15 protein-coding genes are annotated in these 17,426 nt (G+C 34.6%); 7 read left to right on the forward strand and 8 right to left on the reverse strand.

Going from position 1 to position 17,426, the window contains the following annotated elements; all coding sequences use genetic code 11:
• Window positions 1-70: 70 nt before the first annotated feature.
• The gene (locus ACTB0X_RS04990; protein ID WP_463023891.1) at window positions 71-970 is read right to left on the reverse strand and encodes an aminotransferase class IV; all 900 of its coding nucleotides are present in this window, start codon (window positions 968-970) and stop codon (window positions 71-73) included.
• 1 nt (window position 971) lies between these two features.
• Window positions 972-1,685, reverse strand: coding sequence for a sulfotransferase-like domain-containing protein (locus tag ACTB0X_RS04995; protein ID WP_463023892.1), 714 nt, complete (start codon window positions 1,683-1,685; stop codon window positions 972-974).
• A 99-nt stretch (window positions 1,686-1,784) separates the two neighbouring features.
• Between ACTB0X_RS04995 and ACTB0X_RS05000 the strand changes: the two genes are divergently transcribed.
• On the forward strand, window positions 1,785-3,209 hold the full coding sequence (locus ACTB0X_RS05000; protein ID WP_463023893.1) for a T9SS type A sorting domain-containing protein: 1,425 nt from the start codon (window positions 1,785-1,787) through the stop codon (window positions 3,207-3,209).
• A 454-nt stretch (window positions 3,210-3,663) separates the two neighbouring features.
• On the opposite strand, the gene lpdA is transcribed toward ACTB0X_RS05000, so the two are convergent.
• Together lpdA and ACTB0X_RS05010 are read right to left on the reverse strand one after the other, a co-directional pair.
• On the reverse strand, window positions 3,664-5,052 hold the full coding sequence (gene lpdA / locus ACTB0X_RS05005; protein WP_463023894.1) for a dihydrolipoyl dehydrogenase: 1,389 nt from the start codon (window positions 5,050-5,052) through the stop codon (window positions 3,664-3,666).
• A 107-nt stretch (window positions 5,053-5,159) separates the two neighbouring features.
• Window positions 5,160-6,623 carry an aminoacyl-histidine dipeptidase gene (locus tag ACTB0X_RS05010; protein WP_463023895.1) on the reverse strand — a complete coding sequence of 488 codons (1,464 nt, stop codon included), beginning with the start codon at window positions 6,621-6,623 and terminating at the stop codon, window positions 5,160-5,162.
• A 176-nt stretch (window positions 6,624-6,799) separates the two neighbouring features.
• On the opposite strand from ACTB0X_RS05010, the gene ACTB0X_RS05015 reads away from it, so the two are divergent.
• The 5 genes from ACTB0X_RS05015 (at window position 6,800) to ACTB0X_RS05035 (ending at window position 12,654) form a co-directional block, all read left to right on the forward strand.
• Entirely contained in the window at window positions 6,800-7,249 is a 450-nt protein-coding gene (locus ACTB0X_RS05015; protein WP_463023896.1) for an HYC_CC_PP family protein, read from the forward strand.
• 50 nt (window positions 7,250-7,299) lie between these two features.
• Window positions 7,300-7,647 (forward strand): heavy-metal-associated domain-containing protein, encoded by a 348-nt coding sequence (locus ACTB0X_RS05020; protein ID WP_463023897.1) that lies wholly within the window; start codon window positions 7,300-7,302, stop codon window positions 7,645-7,647.
• Between the two features lie 24 nt (window positions 7,648-7,671).
• The gene (locus ACTB0X_RS05025; RefSeq protein WP_463023898.1) at window positions 7,672-9,924 is read left to right on the forward strand and encodes a TonB-dependent receptor; all 2,253 of its coding nucleotides are present in this window, start codon (window positions 7,672-7,674) and stop codon (window positions 9,922-9,924) included.
• Window positions 9,925-10,039: 115 nt separating this feature from the next.
• Window positions 10,040-11,677: an AsmA family protein gene (locus ACTB0X_RS05030; RefSeq protein WP_463023899.1), complete on the forward strand. Its 1,638-nt coding sequence runs from the start codon at window positions 10,040-10,042 to the stop codon at window positions 11,675-11,677.
• A gap of 329 nt (window positions 11,678-12,006) precedes the next feature.
• Window positions 12,007-12,654 carry a LuxR C-terminal-related transcriptional regulator gene (locus tag ACTB0X_RS05035; protein ID WP_463023900.1) on the forward strand — a complete coding sequence of 216 codons (648 nt, stop codon included), beginning with the start codon at window positions 12,007-12,009 and terminating at the stop codon, window positions 12,652-12,654.
• Window positions 12,655-12,754: 100 nt separating this feature from the next.
• On the opposite strand, the gene ACTB0X_RS05040 is transcribed toward ACTB0X_RS05035, so the two are convergent.
• From ACTB0X_RS05040 to ACTB0X_RS05055, 4 genes are read right to left on the reverse strand one after another with little or no spacing between them, the layout of a single operon-like run.
• Window positions 12,755-13,123 (reverse strand): hypothetical protein, encoded by a 369-nt coding sequence (locus ACTB0X_RS05040; RefSeq protein ID WP_463023901.1) that lies wholly within the window; start codon window positions 13,121-13,123, stop codon window positions 12,755-12,757.
• Entirely contained in the window at window positions 13,113-13,532 is a 420-nt protein-coding gene (locus ACTB0X_RS05045; protein WP_463023902.1) for a response regulator, read from the reverse strand. The genes ACTB0X_RS05040 and ACTB0X_RS05045 overlap by 11 nt, the downstream gene beginning before the upstream one ends.
• 2 nt (window positions 13,533-13,534) lie before the next feature.
• Window positions 13,535-13,942 (reverse strand): response regulator, encoded by a 408-nt coding sequence (locus tag ACTB0X_RS05050; protein ID WP_463023903.1) that lies wholly within the window; start codon window positions 13,940-13,942, stop codon window positions 13,535-13,537.
• Complete coding sequence (locus ACTB0X_RS05055; RefSeq protein WP_463023904.1) at window positions 13,939-16,386, reverse strand: PAS domain-containing protein; 2,448 nt, start codon at window positions 16,384-16,386, stop codon at window positions 13,939-13,941. The genes ACTB0X_RS05050 and ACTB0X_RS05055 overlap by 4 nt, the downstream gene beginning before the upstream one ends.
• A gap of 309 nt (window positions 16,387-16,695) precedes the next feature.
• Here ACTB0X_RS05055 and ACTB0X_RS05060 point away from each other — a divergent pair, with 309 nt between their 5' ends.
• A complete protein-coding gene (locus ACTB0X_RS05060) occupies window positions 16,696-17,208 on the forward strand; it encodes a hypothetical protein (RefSeq protein WP_463023905.1) in 513 nt (170 codons plus the stop codon).
• Window positions 17,209-17,426 lie beyond the last annotated feature (218 nt).

Here is a 17,426-nt window from a genome sequence, read left to right on the forward strand (position 1 = left end):
AATGGGATTTGTGCGCTAAGATATTAAAATTACTTTGATAACAAAATTCAAAAGTAAGAACAATAAAATGCTATTGTATGCTTACTCCTTCATATTCTGTGAGACGTTTGTATTGTTCTTTAAGCTGTTTAAAAATGACGTTATTTAGCTCCGATTTTATTTCTCTTCCGTCGATTTCATAAACATTAGTTAATTCTCCCATTGTTCCTGTTGTAAATACGACATCAGCGTTGTAGCATTCGCTCACGGACAAATCTCTTTCTTTAAATGGAATTTGATGCTTTTCTGCAATTTCTAGTATTGTTTTTCGAGTGATTCCTGGTAAACAGGCAGTCGCAAATGGAGTATGCAAAACTCCATTCTTTATCATAAAAATATTGGTAGCATTTGTTTCACTTACAAATCCTCTATCATCCAACATAATGGCATCGTCTGCATTTGCATAATTGGCCTCTATTTTTGCCAATATATTATTGATTAAATTGTTGTGATGAATCTTGCTGTCTAAATTACTTGGTCCATTTCGTCGAATACTTGATGTGATAAGTTTAATTCCTGCTTCCGGATAAATGGGCTTTTTAAATTCGGCCAATACGATCAAAGTACATCCTATAGTGTTTAATTGAGGGTCCATTCCGGAAGTAATCTTTTCCCCTCTTGTTAATGTCAGTCGCATATGGGCCTCATCAAACATTTCATTGGCTATTAAAGTTTGCTTGATTGCATTTACAACTTCGCTAGGAGAAGGAATGTTTTTAAAATCCATTGTGTGGGCTGACTCCATCAACCGATTGACGTGTTCATTTAACTTAAAAATCTTCCCTTTGTATACTCGAATTCCTTCCCAAACGGCGTCTCCGCCTTGAACTACACTATCAAAAACTGAAACTTTTGCCTCATTGCGATGTAATAAATCTCCGTTAATCCAGACTTTAATATTGTCATTCCTATTGTCGTATTGCTGTGCCATATTAGATTGTGAGTTTATGTTTAATTAGTTCGTTATAAAAAGGAAGACATTCTTTGTAAACTTTTTGATTCTTTTCTGAAAGTGTAATTTCTTTGTCTTCAAAAGGTGCGAATTGCGTAGATTGATGCACATTGGAGTACCAGTATTTTGCCCAAATACCATCTTCTCTTCTTTCTCCTTTTTCCCATTTTAACATTTCCCTGTTAAATGGGATGTCAATTGAAATACATAATTTTTTAAGAAATACTTCTGTATTTTTTAATAAATCAGCAGAATCAATTACTAAATAATGCGAATGTTTAGACTTAAGTTCAGTCAATAATTCGAACTGCATCTTAATTCCAATATCTTCAATAGTAGGATTTGGAATCACTTTATTATAGCTGTTGATGATTGCTTTTGGATCTCGGATAAAAATCAAATTGTAGGTTTGACTTAAAAAGTCACGATCCAAATTTATTAAATGATGCGTCATCTGCTTGCAGAAAACAATTTCTGGTTGATTGAGTTCTAAAATGTCAGCCATCACCTGATTCCCATCATTTTTTTGGCTCTTTAAAATCTCAGACTGTCCAGGATGCGTTACCCCAGATTGCAGCAAGTAATGTGCATACAAGGGTTCATCAATCACAAGAGTATCGCTGCGTTGTGCAAAACTATACATGAATGCAGTACTTACATTCCTTGGACTCGACCACAAACAGAGGTGCTTCATATTTTTGAATTACGGGCTCTAATTTAATAATTTACAAGAGATATATTTATATACCTTTAATATCTTACATTTGGTAGGTAACCTATTAAACCTGAAATTATGAAGAAAATTCTACTCCTTTTTATTGTTGTTTTTGCATTCGGCTCCTCAAACGCCCAACGTTGGGAATTGTTTAAAAATGATATTTCGCATTATACCACTCCCCAACCAAATTCTTCCATGGGTATAAGTATTTATACAGATAGCTTTGCGTTAACTTTGCAAGTAGACACTACAATAACTCATTCAAATAAGAAAAAAACAATCTTTGTTAGAGATTATAGTGGACGAATAGATAATTTCAGTAACACATGTGTAGGGTCTAGCGCCTCCATTTTGGGCGATTCTTTGGTTGAGCAAGTTGATTCTAGTATTTACTATATTAATAACAATCAACTTATCTGGAAAAATACAAATCAATGGACGTGTTATAGAGATTCGAACAATAATGAATTAGTTATTTCTTTGGATTCAACTTCCTTTTTAAATGGAGATTCTTTAAAGTATTACTCCTTTTCATCGGCCAATAGTTCAGCTTTTGATTCCACATTTTATACTCTGCCCTTTATTGTTTCTAAGTTAAATGGAATGGTAAAAGGTTTTGATTTGTCATACTTTCCTACAGAGATTAAGCCTGTTTCTTTTTTTTTAAATGGCTTGGTAAAAAGTTCACACATATACGATTACGAGATTGGTGATGAATTTCATTACGAACATCGAATTGATTATGGTTACTACAGGCCGTCTTATGACTTATACATCATAAGAGTCATTGGTAAAATGGTTCACAATCAAGATAGTGTAAGTTACACTTTCGAACGAAAGGTTAGAGATGATCAAATAATTTTTGTAAGTCAAGGTTACTACCACCAGTACAACAATTTTCAAGACACTGTAATTAGGACTTACAGTTTGCAAGAACAGATTCATATGGGAGTATACATGGATGTGCGATTTATGGCAACTATACCTTTATATCCTGATACAATAGGAATATATAACAGCGATTTTGGATTGCCTACTTATGTGGGATTTACAGGATTTAGAAAATACAATGGAATACTATGTGACGCTACTTTTGAGTTGGAGCAATATTCAACTTACGTATTTGGTATCGGAAAATTTTACCATTATTCAACTGGTGATCCTTCTTCTTGGTCTTATAATCATGAAGAATTAGTCTTTTACAAAAAAGGAACGAAAACATGGGGAACATCTTTATCTATAGTAGTAACTGATGTAAAAGAAAATATGTTTTCCAACCTTCTATTTTACCCAAATCCTGTAAAGAATCAATTTACAATAGAAAATTTAGTAGAAAAGACAGAGTACAAGTTGATGAATATTAAAGGAGCTTTAATTACAAATGGGACTTTCATAGTAGGGTCTAATTCTATTTCGATGTCAAACTTGGAAAGTGGGATTTACTTTTTGCAACTCCAGTCTAAATCTGACAGCAGAACGCTAAAATTGATTAAGGAGTAGCACTATAGGATGTTTTAACTAGTTACACAATTCTCAAATACTAGAATATTTCAGGGCTACGCCCTTTGTATTCTATTTTTCTGGCACTTTTACTAAAAATATAGGGCTAACGCCCCTAAATACGGTGGAACCTATTGTGTAAATTTTAATAAGATGATAGAGTGACCTCACCTTTAATTTTTTTTAAATGTGGTTATGGCAGTCTTTTTATAAAGAAAGTAGATTACCTCAATAATTTTTTAGGTTTAATTTTAAACATGTTAAAAGATGGGGCGTTAGCCCAATCATTTTAATAGATAGAAATAGGCTGGTTTATTTAGGGGCGTAGCCCTGACATTTTATGAATCAGTCACGAGAAAAGTGACTTTATAGCAACATTCTTTAATTGGATTAAAAGCAAAAAGTCCTCTCGGAAAACCGAAAGGACTTTTTTTTATAATTTGTTGTTGGAGTCTTAAATGTGAATCACTTCACCATATGCTTCAGCCGTAGCTTCCATAATCGCTTCACTCATTGTTGGGTGAGGGTGAATGGCTTTTAAGATTTCGTGACCAGTTGTTTCTAACTTACGAGCAACTACCAATTCAGCAATCATCTCAGTTACATTAGAACCAATCATGTGAGCACCTAATAATTCACCGTATTTCGCATCGTAAATAACTTTTACAAAACCATCTTTATGACCTGCTGCACTTGCTTTTCCTGAAGCCGAGAATGGGAATTTACCCACTTTCAATTCGTAACCTGCTTCTTTTGCTGCTTTCTCTGTATAACCTACAGAAGCTATCTCTGGGCTAGCATAAGTACAACCAGGAATGTTGTTATAATCAATTGGCTCTGGATGGTGACCTGCAATTTTCTCAACGCAAGTAATTCCTTCAGCAGAAGCCACGTGAGCCAAAGCTTGTCCTGGAACACAATCACCGATTGCATAATATCCTGGGATATTGGTTTCGTAATATTCATTCACTTGAATTTTACCTTTATCAGTCACAATTCCAACTGATTCTAAACCGATGTTTTCGATGTTTGCAACCACACCAACAGCAGAAATTACGATATCACAATCGATGATTTCTTCACCTTTCTTCGTTTTGATGTGCACTTTACAATCTTTACCTGTTGTATCTACTTTCGTTACTTCAGCGCTGGTCATTACATTGATACCAGCTTTTTTGAAGCTTCTTCCTAATTGCTTAGAAATATCTTCGTCTTCTACTGGTACTATGTTGTCCATGAATTCAACTAAAGTTACATCAGTACCCATTGCATTGTAGAAATAAGCAAATTCAGAACCTATGGCTCCCGAACCAACAATTACCATTTTCTTTGGCATTGATTTTTGATTCATTGCTTCTCTGTAACCAATAATTTTCTTTCCATCTTGAGGAAGAGTAGGTAGTGTTCTTGAGCGAGCACCTGTAGCAATAATGATGTGTTTTGCAGTAATCGTTTTAGTAGAACCATCTTCAGCAGTCACTTCAATGGCTTTGCCTGGCTTCACTTTACCAGTACCCATGATCACTTCAATTTTGTTCTTTTTCATTAAGAATTGAACACCCTTGCTCATGCCGTTTGCTACGTCACGACTTCTTTTAACGATGTTTTCAAAGTTCGCATTGCTCTCTTTTACTTCAATTCCGTAATCTTCAGCATGCTTGATGTATTCGAATACATTCGCACTTTTTAATAATGCTTTAGTTGGGATACATCCCCAGTTTAAGCAAACACCACCCAACGATTCTTTTTCAACGATGGCTGTTTTTAAGCCCAATTGAGAAGCACGAATAGCAGTTACATATCCACCTGGGCCACTTCCTAATACAATTACATCAAAATCCATAGTATACTATATTATGTTGTTTTTTATCTTCAATTTTTAGTTTTGCGAAGTTAGTAAAAAGGTCTAATGCAATGAAAGCATATTCCAACCTTTAGCACACAACCTATTTAATTCGCTTCTGGAATACGTTTTAAAGCTTCCAAGAAATAATCCCAATACTTTTGAACTGAACTAATTTGAACTTTTTCGTCGGGAGAGTGAGCACCTCTGATGTTTGGACCAAAAGAAATCATTTCCATTTTTGGGTAGTTGGTTCCTAATATCCCACATTCCAATCCTGCATGACACGCTTGTACTTTAGGCTCTGCATTGAACTTTTCACGGTATAAGTCTGCCATTAGGTTCACGATGTCTGAGTGAGGCAGAGGAGTCCATCCTGGGTAACTTCCACCAACTTCTACTTGAGCACCCATTAATTCAAAGGCACTTGTTAATGCTTCTGCTAAATCCCATTTCTCAGACTCTACTGAGCTTCTGGTCAAACAAAGAATAGAATACTCTCCATCTGCTACTTTCACTTGAGCAATGTTGTTTGAAGTCTGCACCATATTTAACATGGCAGGACTCATTCTATAAATTCCATTTGGAGCAGCATAGATTGAACGCAATAACAATGCTTGGAAATCTTCTTCCATTACCGCATCGAAAGTGTCCATATTTTTTACCGTCACTACCACATTAGGATCAGTATAGTTGTGCTCTTCTTTAATCGTTGCTTCGTATTCTTTGATTGCTGTTTCAAATGCAGACCATTCAGCTACAGGAACTGCAATTTTTGAAACAGATTCTCTAGGAATGGCATTTCTCAAACCACCACCTTGAATTTCATTCACAAAAATTCCCAACTCATTAGAAAGGTTCAGCAATAGACGATTCATTAATTTGTTAGCATTTCCCAACCCTTTGATGATGTCCATTCCGGAGTGACCACCGCTTAATCCATTGATGGTAATTTCAACGCACTTTACTTCTTCAGGTATTTCCATTTCTGGATAAGCACCTGAAGCGGTCAAATCTACACCACCGGCACAGCCAATGGTTAATTCATCGTCGTCTTCAGTATCTAAGTTCAATAAAATCTCACCTTCTAATAAACCACCTTTTAATCCGATAGCACCAGTCATTCCGGTTTCTTCATCGATGGTAAATAACGCATCAAAAGCAGGATGAGGGATGTCTGTACTTTCCAATAACGCCATGATAGTTGCTACACCAATTCCATTGTCAGCACCTAAAGTAGTTCCGTCAGCTTTTACCCAATCACCATCCACTAACATTTTGATCCCTTCCTTATCGAAATCAAACTGAGTGGCATTGTTCTTTTGGTGAACCATGTCTAAGTGACTTTGAATCACTAATTTTTTACGATTTTCCATACCCTTCGTTGCAGGTTTTCGGATGATAACGTTTCCTACTTCGTCTGTTATAACTGGTAGACCTAACTTTTTTCCGAAATTTTCTGCAAAAGCAATCACTCTCTCTTCTTTTTTAGAAGGACGAGGTACGGCATTCAAATCTGCAAAATTATTCCACAGTGATAGTGGTTCTAGCTTTCTAACTTGTTCTGACATGATATTAATTTTTAGAACAACAAATTTAGCATCATTTAAAGAGAATGAAAGTAGAACGGTTAATTATTACTTCTTGAGAGGCATTTTATTTTAATCAATGTCTAGATTAACTAATTTTAAGGGCTACATATTTAATTACACACCGAATACTATCAAAAAATCGTAATTTTACGGTTGTGAAAATATTTCATCAAATAGCATCTTTTTTATTGGCCTGTTTACTACTTGTTAGTACTACAGGATTTTCCATGTACAAGCATTACTGTGGAGACAATTTGAAGGAGATTAGTTTGTTTGATGAAATAGAATCTTGTCACGACACAGAATTGGCAAAGGAAGTGAAGGATGATTGTCCTTTTCATCAGCACGATTCAACTGAAGTTGGAGAAGAAGACAATTGCTGTAAAGATGAGTACAACAGAATTTCATTGGAAGACCAATTGAAGCAATTGGATAATAATCAGAACAAGCACTTAACGTTAGTAGCTGTGGTTATTGATTTAGGCCATCAGAGCGCTGAAATAGAATTTGAAGAGAAAAGTTCTAAATCGCTTTATCTCGAAGGAGCTCTCATTAATGCTCCACCGCTTTATATTTTATACACTCAATTTAATTTCTACGGTTGATTTAGTGAGTTTTTTAAACACTCATGAATTAATCATTTAAAGAAATTAGTATGAAATTTAAAATCATAATGATTGCATTCTTTGCAATCGGTATCTCAAGTGCAAGAGCACAATCAAAAAGTCAAAAATTAGATCTACACGTTGAAGGAGTATGTGGAATGTGTAAAGAACGCATAGAAGCTGCAGCCTTAAGAACTACTGGTGTCAAATTTGCCGAATGGCATAAAACAGATAAAACCCTTCATTTAGTATACAATGCAAAAAAGGTAGATGAAGTTGAAATTCGTAAAGCTGTGGCAGCAACTGGCCATAAAATGGATGATCAGCCTGCGGATTCTGCAGCTTATCAATCCTTACCAGATTGTTGTAAATACGATCACGGAATAGAATCTCACTAATTACTTATTTATATCTATCGAATCATGCAAAAATTAGCAAAATTGCTAATGGTTGCCTGTTGTGTAGTATTAGCAATTGGTGAACTATCAGCACAAGAAATTAAAGGAAAAGTAAAAGCAGAAAGCGGAGCAGTGGTGCCTTTTGCGAACGTATATTGGCTCAACACTACCATAGGAACGACGACCAATGAAACAGGAGATTTTTCTATTGTAAAGTCAGATGAATCCAGTCGATTGGTAGTGAGTTCTGTCGGCTATACTTCTGATACAATTACTGTTTCCACTTCTCCGATTACCATTCAATTAAAGAATTCTGTGGAATTAGGGCAAGTGGATGTGGTTTCAAGAGAAACAGGCTCGTCTATAGGTTATATGGATAGCAAAAAGGTAGAACAGGTTAGTCAGAAAGAGTTGCAGAAAGCAGCTTGTTGTAACTTGTCTGAAAGCTTTGAAACATTGCCTTCCATTGATGTAGCCATCAGTGACGCGGTAACCGGAACTAAGAAAATTAGAATGTTGGGGCTGGAAGGACCGAATACGTTCATCAGTCGGGAGAGTATGCCGGGTGTTAGAGGGTTGGGAAGTGCTTATGGGCTAACTTTTATTCCTGGCGTTTGGATACATTCTATGCAATTGTCAAAAGGAGTTGGTTCTGTCGTGAATGGTTATGAAAGCATTGCCGGACAAATCAATGTAGAAATCAAAAAGCCAGAAGACGATGAATTGTTTGTGAACATGTACCTCAATCAGAGTGGACGAACAGAATTGAATTTCAATCAGAATTATAAAGTGTCCGATAAATGGAGCACCATGTTATTATTACACGGAAGTGCACGTCCATTCGAGGTAGATAATAATAAAGATGGCTTTTTGGATTTTCCGACAGGGAATCAAATCAATGTGATGAACCGGTGGAAGTATTACGGAACAGAAGGATTGGAAGCACAAATTGGTGGATGGTACATCAACGATAGAAGAGTTGGTGGTCAAAAAGGATACGAACCTTCTATTGCTCAAAATCTACAACCAAGGTATGGTTTAGAAATCAATACAGAGCGAGTGGAGTTATTTGGTAAAATGGGCTATGTGTTTGGCGACAAACCTTATAAAAGTACTGGTTTGCAAGCTTCTGTAAGTCGACACAAACAAACGTCTAACTTTGGACCTAACGATTACAATGCCATTCAAGAGTCGGGTTATTTGAATTATTTGTTCCGTACACAAATCAAAAGTGACAAACATGTAATCACTACAGGAGCGAGTTATGTATATGATAGATTTGTAGAAACGGCTTATGACAGCAGTTCCAACCGGACGGAGCATGTTCCAGGTGTTTATATGGAGTATACCTATGCGCCAAACAACAATATCTCTGTCGTTGGAGGATTAAGAGCAGATTTTAATTCCATTTATGGCAATTACATCACACCAAGAATACATGCACGATGGGCAGCTACAGAGAAATTGGTATTTCGAGGAGTAGCTGGAGGCGGTAGGCGAACAGTTAATATATTTGCTGAGAATCAAGGAATGTTTGCTTCTTCTAGAACGTTTCAATTATTGGGAAATCAATCAAATTTGCCCTTTGGACTGAAACAGGAAATAGCATACAATTATGGATTGAATTTCAATAAAGACTTTCGATTGTTTTACCGCGATGGTTATTTTGGAGTAGATGTGTATCACACCCGCTTTGAGAATCAAGTTATTTATGATTTAGAAGATGCGCGAACAGTGAAGTTTTATAACCTCGAAGGACAGTCGTTTGCAACGAGTATACAGGCTGAAATAAACTATGAAATCATCAAGTTTGTGGATTTAAAAGTAGCTTATCGATACCTAGATGTGCAAACCGATTACCAAAGCGGTTTAAAGCAAAAGCCATTGACAGCAACACATCGAATCTTTTCGAGTGTGGGCTATACCACTCGTAAAAACAAGAAAGGTGGCAATTGGAAGTTTGATGGTACAGTTCAATATTTAGGACAACAACGAATTCCGTCAACAGCTAAAAATACAATAGAAAACCAACGATCAACTACATCTGATGGTTTTGTAACGGCTAACTTACAAATCACAAAAACATTCAATAAGCGATGGGATGTATACGCAGGAATGGAAAATATCACCAATTATAGACAAGACAATCCTATAATTGATGCAGATAATCCCCTTAGCACTGCAAATGAATTTGACAGTGGGTTAGTGTGGGGACCAATTTTTGGTAGAATGGTTTATGCCGGATTTCGATTTACTATCGCTCCTGATAAAAAATAAAACTGGTTAATTAAAAACAATATTGAAAAGGCAAAAGATGATTCTTTTGCCTTTTTTATGTTTGGAGCATTAGGAATTATCTTAATTTCGGTGGAAACTACTATATCGCCTGCACATGAAGAAACGTATCTTTGGAATAGGATTTCTTATTCTCGTTGGAATTATTTTAATTTCCATACCATTTTTGAAACAACTCTTATCAGAAAAAATAGAAGAGAAGTTAGGTTCTAATTTTTATTACAGTTACGAAGATATCTCCGTTTCCTTATTCGAAAGAAAGATCCAGTTTACCTCGTTAAAATTTGCCTACCCCAGGGACAGTAGCAATTTTCAATATGTGGGAGAGGCTGCCTATTTTACAGTGGAAGGGTTCGATTTTGTTTCGCTCATTTATAGTCAATCGCTCAACTTAGGAAAAATTGAACTGACCGATCCCTCTTTAAAAACTCGAATAAAACCAAAACAAAAAACTGATGCAACATCTGATTCCATAAATATCGAACAGTTGAATTTTTACACCTTTATCAAAGGTGGATTGAATCAATTGAAATTAGAAGAGTTAAGTGTTCTGAATGGTCATTTTGATTGGTTTTACGGACCGCAAGATTCTGTGTGGAGAATGATTGATGGCATAGATTTAAAAATTGAGGAATTTACATTGGATTCCATCGTGGCAGCAGAGAATAATGGGTGGTTTATTTTGGAAGATTTCATTTTAAATGTCAATCATTTGATGGAAAAACTGCCGGATAGTATTCATGTGCTCACTGCCGATTCTGTGAGAATGTCCTACAGTGATTCTTCCATCTCTATGGCAAACGTCAGAATGATGCCTCGATTTAACCGCAAGGAATTACCAGGTGTACTACCGCATCAGCAAGATGTGTTTACTCTTAAAGTAAATCAATTGGCACTCAATTACATTAATATCGATCATCTGATTTATAAGAAAAAACTGTTCGTTGGTGAAGTAGCAATAGATGGCTTTAATTTAAATGTGTACAGAGATAAATCTTTGCCGTTTCCACATGTTTATAAACCTCTTCCAATCCCAGAATTATTAAAAATGAAGTTTGAGATGACATTGGATTCTGTTTTAATCAGTAATGGACAAGTCGCTTATGAGCAGCAGAATGTTGGAGCACCTGAAACTGGAATTATTGTCTTTGATAAAATTAATGCTGTATTGTATAACCTTACTTCCTCTGAAGAACAAGTGGACAAATATGCACATACCGTATTAAATACTACTGCACTTTTGCAAGGAGGTGGAAAAATAGACTTAAACGTCGATTTTGATTTATTGGATAAAAACGGAGGCCATCGTCTGCAAGGCACCATTTCAGATTTTGATTTATCAGATTTGAATCAGATAATATTGCCACTGACACACGTAAAAGTAAAAGAAGGAAGAAGTAGTAATACTCGTTTTAATTTTTATGCCAGCACATTTGGTACCGATGGTGAGATAGAGTTTAGATACAGCGGATTGAAAGTTAGTCTACTCGATAAAGATGAATACGAATTGCGGAATGAGAAACGAAGGTGGTTGGGCTCTTTGTTTTTGAATACATTGGTAGTAAGAGAAAGCAATCCGAAAGGAAATACATTAAGAATAGGAACGATTAAATCAGAGCGAGATACTGAGAAGGCAATCTTTAATTTGTGGTGGGAAGGAATTGCTTCAGGTATGGGCAGCACCATGATTAATTTTAAGAAAGATGCGAGGGAAGTTGATGTTTCAATGGATTAATAAGTCTATGTAACAATGTAATAATTTAGCAATGAATCAATTTAGCAACGTAAGAATGTGCCGATATCTTAATTAGTAAATGAATTATTCCAATCTCTTGGTGTACTTTGCGAGTTAACCTTTGTGTGATTTGTAATTAAGGTTAGAGAAGTTAGAAGTGCAAAACGGTCAACATTATTTAGGGAAGCACAATAATTGACAATTAACACTTAATCCTTAACCATTATTCAGTGTTTGTTAAAAGAAAAATGGGAATACCACATTTAGGGTATTGATTATTAAAAATAGTAGGGTCATCTTTGCTCTTTAGAATCATTCTAAATAATAAGATGAGTTTATCTATCCTCCATGCGAATTCAAATGTGCTGATGTCATTCGGCCTCAAGTCTCTATTGTCAAGAGGTGGGGGAGTTGATTTGATTAAAAATGTTACCCATGAAACCCAGTTGTTTCAAGCGTTAGAAGAGGCACACTATGATGTAATTATTGTTGACCCCAATTCAAAAGGTCATTTCTCTGCTGACACCATTCTAAAATTGCGTGAGAAATCCAAGACGCAGAAAATGTTAGTTATTTCTTCTACGGCGAATACTAGTGATGTATTAAGGGTGCTAGAAAAAGGAGTAGAGGGTTATTTGACCAGAGAATGTGACGAAGACGAAATTATTCATGCCATCTTCGCGATTGCAAAAGGAGAGAAGTTTTACTGCAATAAAGTGATGGACATCATCCTGAACAAGCAATACAATTCTGACGAAGACAATTGTGAGCCAACGACTTTAACGCAAAGAGAATCAGAAATTACAGCACTGATCGCAAAAGGGATGACCAACAAAGGGATTGCCGAGCAATTACACTTGAGTCCACATACAGTACATACACATCGAAAAAATATTCTTCGAAAATTAGGGATCAATTCTGTTTCAGAATTGACACTTTACGCTATAAATGTAGGCTTAGTCGCTATGGATTCTTAGTAAATGGAATCAATTTGATTACTTCAAAAAAGTTTGAATTGTATAACTTTAAATGACCATAGCTTTTCTTACAACCAAATATTTTCACCGACTTATAGTTTTAAGAATTTTCCCATTGAAGACTTATACCGAAATTTTCACGAGCAAAATGTTTTGACTGTTGAATAGACACTTCTAATTCTACAATCAAGTTTTGAAGGATACCAATATTTCCTTTATCGACCTCCTCAATAATCTTTATTGCTTTTTCGTTGATATGAATAGCACTGTAATTTATAGATGTTCCTTTTATTTTGTTTGCAATCAGGCGAATAGCTGGAGTCCTGTTCTCTTGTTGTGCTTGCTTAATTAAAATTAAATCTTCCTCAAGTTCTTGAAAAAAGTAAGGTAATATTTTTCTAAAAGTCTCTTTTTTTAATTCAGTTGATCCAAAATAACTCACTTCTTGTGATTTGGATTTATAATTCATCGAAATGTTCCTCTATTAAGTTCGTAATATCTTCCTTGTCTATTGGTTTCCTAATGTGGTCTATTACTCCGTAGCTTTTGTATTCTTTGCTTTTGTCGAAATTTTTAAAATCCAGATAATCACTAACAATAACTATATGAGGCTTAAAATTAGAATTTGCTTTTTTCGTTATCTTAATATATTGATCTAAGAAATTAAATCCATCCATTTCTGGCATACTTAAATCTAGAAAAATGAAATCAGGTAAATCTTCATTTTTTAATCCTATGCTGAGGTATTCAATAGCTTCGCGAGGGTCTGTTAGTGAAACAATTTCATCACAAAAATTTATTTCTTTTAATAAATTTATATTTCTAAGGTTAACTGCTTTGCTATCGTCTAATAATAAGACTTTTTTAACTTTCTCCATAATTAATTGAATATCATTTTTATAGTAGTTTTTACTTTTTCTTTTGTTAAAGGTTTAGATTGGTACCCTTTGACCATTGAATAATTTTGGGATCTTTTTAAATCAACTTCATCTTCGGAAGAGGACAACAGAATAATTAATTGATTGGTTTCTTCTGTTTTTATTACTTCTGAATATTTTTCTAAAAATTGATAACCATCCATTACAGGCATATTAATATCTAAAAATATTACTTCAGGGTTGGGACAATTTCCATCTTTATCTAAAGATATTAAATAATTGATGGCTGCGCTTCCATTTAACACTGTTGTTATTTTATCAGTGATATCCATTTCTTTTATTAGTCTTTTATTAAGAATGTTGGAGCCCTTACTGTCATCAATTAATAGTATTTCATTTAGTTTCTTCATTTGGCTTTTTCTAATAGGATTGAAAATTTAGTCCCAACTTCTACTTTACTTTCCAAGTTAAGCTTTCCATTTATTTTATTCACCATATAGTTCACCATAAATAAGCCCATGCCTGAACCTTTTGAATGATCATGGAATTGATTGAACATTTTGAACAATCGATGTTCATGGAGTTTTAAATCTATCCCTAAGCCATTGTCTTCAATTGTCAATAAAATATATTTGTCCTGTTCTTTTGTTGTGATATTGATTGAGATATTTCTTTTTTTACTTCTATACTTTATAGCATTGGATATTAAGTTTTGGATAATGCTTTTAATGTAGATTGGAGTGCCAAGTATAGTTGTATCTTTAGCGATATCAATGGATATTTCACCATTCAACGACTTCACCTCATTTTGATAATAGGGCATTAAATTTTTAAAAGTCTTGTTCAAATCAATTTTTACAGTTTTTATTTTGTTTTCACGAAGTTTAATTGCTTCTGCTAATGCCTGGATCGTATTATTAAATTTATTTAGTTCTTCATCTATCATTTCAATTGACTCCTGAGAATCCTTATTCCGGTTTTCAAACTGAGTTTTTAGGAAATTAAAATGACCTTGTACCGTTAAAATTGGACTTTTTAAATCATGCGTTGCTATATAGGTAAATTGTTTAAGATCATTGTTTTGTTCTTCAAGTATCTCCTTTTGAATGATTAAGTTTTCTTCAGATTCTTTAATGCTTGTAATATCTGTTGCAACACCAATATGCTTTATTACTTTTCCTTTTGTGCTTTTTTCGAAAATAGTATCTACTGAATGCAACCAGATGTAATTTCCTTTTTTATGCCTTAATCTATATTCAATACTAATCTTTTCATCTTGTTTAAGAGATTGTATTTTTGTAAAATGATTATTAGTTGCTTGTAAATCATCAGGGTGACATAAAGACTGAATGAGGCCAATTCCCATTTTTTCAATTTCCTTATTATTATATCCAAGTACTGAGCCTAACTCTTTGTTTGAAAATGTATTAAGTCCTGTGTTGTGATCGACAACATAAATTACACTAGGCGCAATTTCTGTAACCTTGGATAAAAAGTTTTGGGCTTCTTTTAGCTTAATCTCCAGTGATTTTCGTTGTTGAATATCCGAAATGGAGCCTGCTATTCGGAATGCCTTTCCATTCGAATCTTTTAAAACATTTGCTTTTCCTCTAAACCATTTATACCCCTCAGATTTTGTTTTAAGTCGGAATTCATCATTCATCGGAACATTTTCCTCAATACATTTATTGAATGATTTCCATATCCGATCCAAATCGTCCGGATGTACTAGTTGATTAGAAAATACATTAACACTTGAATCAATTTCTTTCGGTTCATATCCTAATAATCGGTAGTAATTGGGCGACCACCACTGTCTATCACTGCCAAAATCTATCCAATCCCAGATTCCATCATTTGCACCACGCAATGCGAGTTCAAGTCGTTCTTTACTAAATTTGAGTTCTTTCGTTCTATTTTCTACTTTTAATTCAAGTTGTTGATTCGTATCCAATAATGCGGTTTCAACTTTAATTAACTCACTAATATCACGAAAAATAGAGTTTGACTGAATGATGTTACCATGCTTATCTTTTATAGAGTTTTCATTCAGTGAAACATGAATTTTTTTATTTGATTTAGTTCTTATGACTAATCGATTATCCACAATTTCGCCTTTCTCCTTAAACTCAATAAGCGTTAATTTAGCTTTCTCATGGTAGTCTGCATGGTATAAAAAGAATAGTTCTTGCCCGATAATTTCTTTTCGTGTATATCCCAGCTTTAAGCATAGGGTGTTGTTACAATCAATTATTTTCTTGGAGTTAGGATCAATGGAGAGCATCATATCTGGTGCATTGTCATATAATCTAAAGTATTTTTGATTGACAATTTCTAGCTCTTTAGTGATTTTTAAATTCTCCTTTCTTAAAATTAGTCGGTTAATTACTTCTTTAGCAAGTGCTTTTAAAGCTTTTTTTTGATTGTCTGTAAGTGTTTTCGGTTTCGTATCAAAAACACATATAGTACCCAATGGAAAATTGTTAGCATCCAATAAGGGCACACCCGCGTAGAAATTGAGACCCAGTTGTCCTGTGACTAGAGGATTGTCGAAAAAACGATTGTCTAGTCGGGCATCTCTAACTTCAAAAAGTTCACTAGGGGTGTTAATGGCGTGGCCACAGAAAGAGATATCTCTTGGAGATTCATAAGGTTCATCTACGCCATACTTAGATTTAAACCAATTTCTATCTCTATCAATCAAAGAAACCAAAGCAATTGGAGTCTGACATATTTGAGAGGCAATAAGCGTTAAATCATCAAACGATTCTTCGGGTTGAGTATCTAAAATGTTAAAGTTGTCCAGAGCAGCTTGCCGCTCATTTTCATTATCGGGAATTTTGGGCTTTTCCATAGTACTTCAAAAATAGGGGATTATTGGTCCATTAATGAAAACTCCATAGTTTAATTATTTTCTTTTGTTGGCGTTGAAGTAAATTGAACCAACTATCCCATAAACGTAAGCAAGAAGGAATTGGATTTATATGGAATTTTTTATCTTGTTTTAAGAATATCGCTTGGTTTTTAGAGTGGAAGGGCATTTTTTTTGTTGGAATCATATTGTTTTATAGAATATTATATATATCATTGTATTTGTTATAAAATATTATATAGCAGGAGGTTCTGAAAATCCATAAGAGTAGGTTATTTAAATTTTAATAAAATGAAGTATTTTCAAAAAATTAACCTTTTGGTTTTTTCATTTCTAGCTTTAACATTTTCCTCCTGTGAAAAAGAAGGTCCTGAAGGTCCTGCTGGAACTCCTGGAACTCCTGGAAAAGACGGTAATGCCAACGTGGTATCTTCTACAGCTGTTGCTTCAAATTGGATTTATCAAGCACCGTATTGGGTTCAAACGTTTACAAATCCGGCTATTACTCAAGATATCGTTAATAGTGGGGCGGTTTTAGCATATCTTCGGTTAGATAATGGTGGATACTCGCAACTTCCTGTAACATTTTATCCTGATCCCTCTTATTCAACCTCAATTGAGGTTTCATATGTGGTGGGTAAAGTCTCAATAATATTAAATGACTCAGATCAGACACAACCAAATCAACCTGGTGCTTGGACTTTTAAAATTGTGGTTATCTCAGCATCTGGAAAAATGAAACACCCAAATTTAGACTATTCAAATTATGAAGAAGTTGAAAAAGCTTTTGATACTAATGAATAATATTTTCAAAGTAATAAAAAGCTTTTTTATTTAGCTTGGAGAACGCCGTTTTGCTTTTAGAGTGGAAAGGCGTTTTTTTTGTGACCCAAGCGTTCGTTGCACCGAAGCGTTTTAGCACTCTGCGGTTTCAGCTTAAATCAATCTCTACTCTAAAATATACTTAGAAATCTTCCCCAACTTTTAACCACTATTAATACTTCTCTACTTTCATCTTAATT

This window comes from Acidiluteibacter sp., from assembly GCF_055129545.1.

What these genes read in the sequence shown, in the direction of transcription:
- ACTB0X_RS04995 (WP_463023892.1), bottom strand. Translation starts at nt 1,685, where the DNA reads ATGAAGCACCTCTGTTTGTGGTCGAGTCCAAGGAATGTAAGTACTGCA.
- ACTB0X_RS05010 (WP_463023895.1), bottom strand. Translation starts at nt 6,623, where the DNA reads ATGTCAGAACAAGTTAGAAAGCTAGAACCACTATCACTGTGGAATAAT.
- ACTB0X_RS05045 (WP_463023902.1), bottom strand. Translation starts at nt 13,532, where the DNA reads ATGGAGAAAGTTAAAAAAGTCTTATTATTAGACGATAGCAAAGCAGTT.
- ACTB0X_RS05060 (WP_463023905.1), top strand. Translation starts at nt 16,696, where the DNA reads ATGAAGTATTTTCAAAAAATTAACCTTTTGGTTTTTTCATTTCTAGCT.
- ACTB0X_RS04990 (WP_463023891.1), bottom strand. Translation starts at nt 970, where the DNA reads ATGGCACAGCAATACGACAATAGGAATGACAATATTAAAGTCTGGATT.
- ACTB0X_RS05055 (WP_463023904.1), bottom strand. Translation starts at nt 16,386, where the DNA reads ATGGAAAAGCCCAAAATTCCCGATAATGAAAATGAGCGGCAAGCTGCT.
- ACTB0X_RS05030 (WP_463023899.1), top strand. Translation starts at nt 10,040, where the DNA reads ATGAAGAAACGTATCTTTGGAATAGGATTTCTTATTCTCGTTGGAATT.
- ACTB0X_RS05040 (WP_463023901.1), bottom strand. Translation starts at nt 13,123, where the DNA reads ATGAATTATAAATCCAAATCACAAGAAGTGAGTTATTTTGGATCAACT.
- ACTB0X_RS05020 (WP_463023897.1), top strand. Translation starts at nt 7,300, where the DNA reads ATGAAATTTAAAATCATAATGATTGCATTCTTTGCAATCGGTATCTCA.
- ACTB0X_RS05050 (WP_463023903.1), bottom strand. Translation starts at nt 13,942, where the DNA reads ATGAAGAAACTAAATGAAATACTATTAATTGATGACAGTAAGGGCTCC.
- ACTB0X_RS05000 (WP_463023893.1), top strand. Translation starts at nt 1,785, where the DNA reads ATGAAGAAAATTCTACTCCTTTTTATTGTTGTTTTTGCATTCGGCTCC.
- ACTB0X_RS05025 (WP_463023898.1), top strand. Translation starts at nt 7,672, where the DNA reads ATGCAAAAATTAGCAAAATTGCTAATGGTTGCCTGTTGTGTAGTATTA.
- ACTB0X_RS05035 (WP_463023900.1), top strand. Translation starts at nt 12,007, where the DNA reads ATGAGTTTATCTATCCTCCATGCGAATTCAAATGTGCTGATGTCATTC.
- lpdA (WP_463023894.1), bottom strand. Translation starts at nt 5,052, where the DNA reads ATGGATTTTGATGTAATTGTATTAGGAAGTGGCCCAGGTGGATATGTA.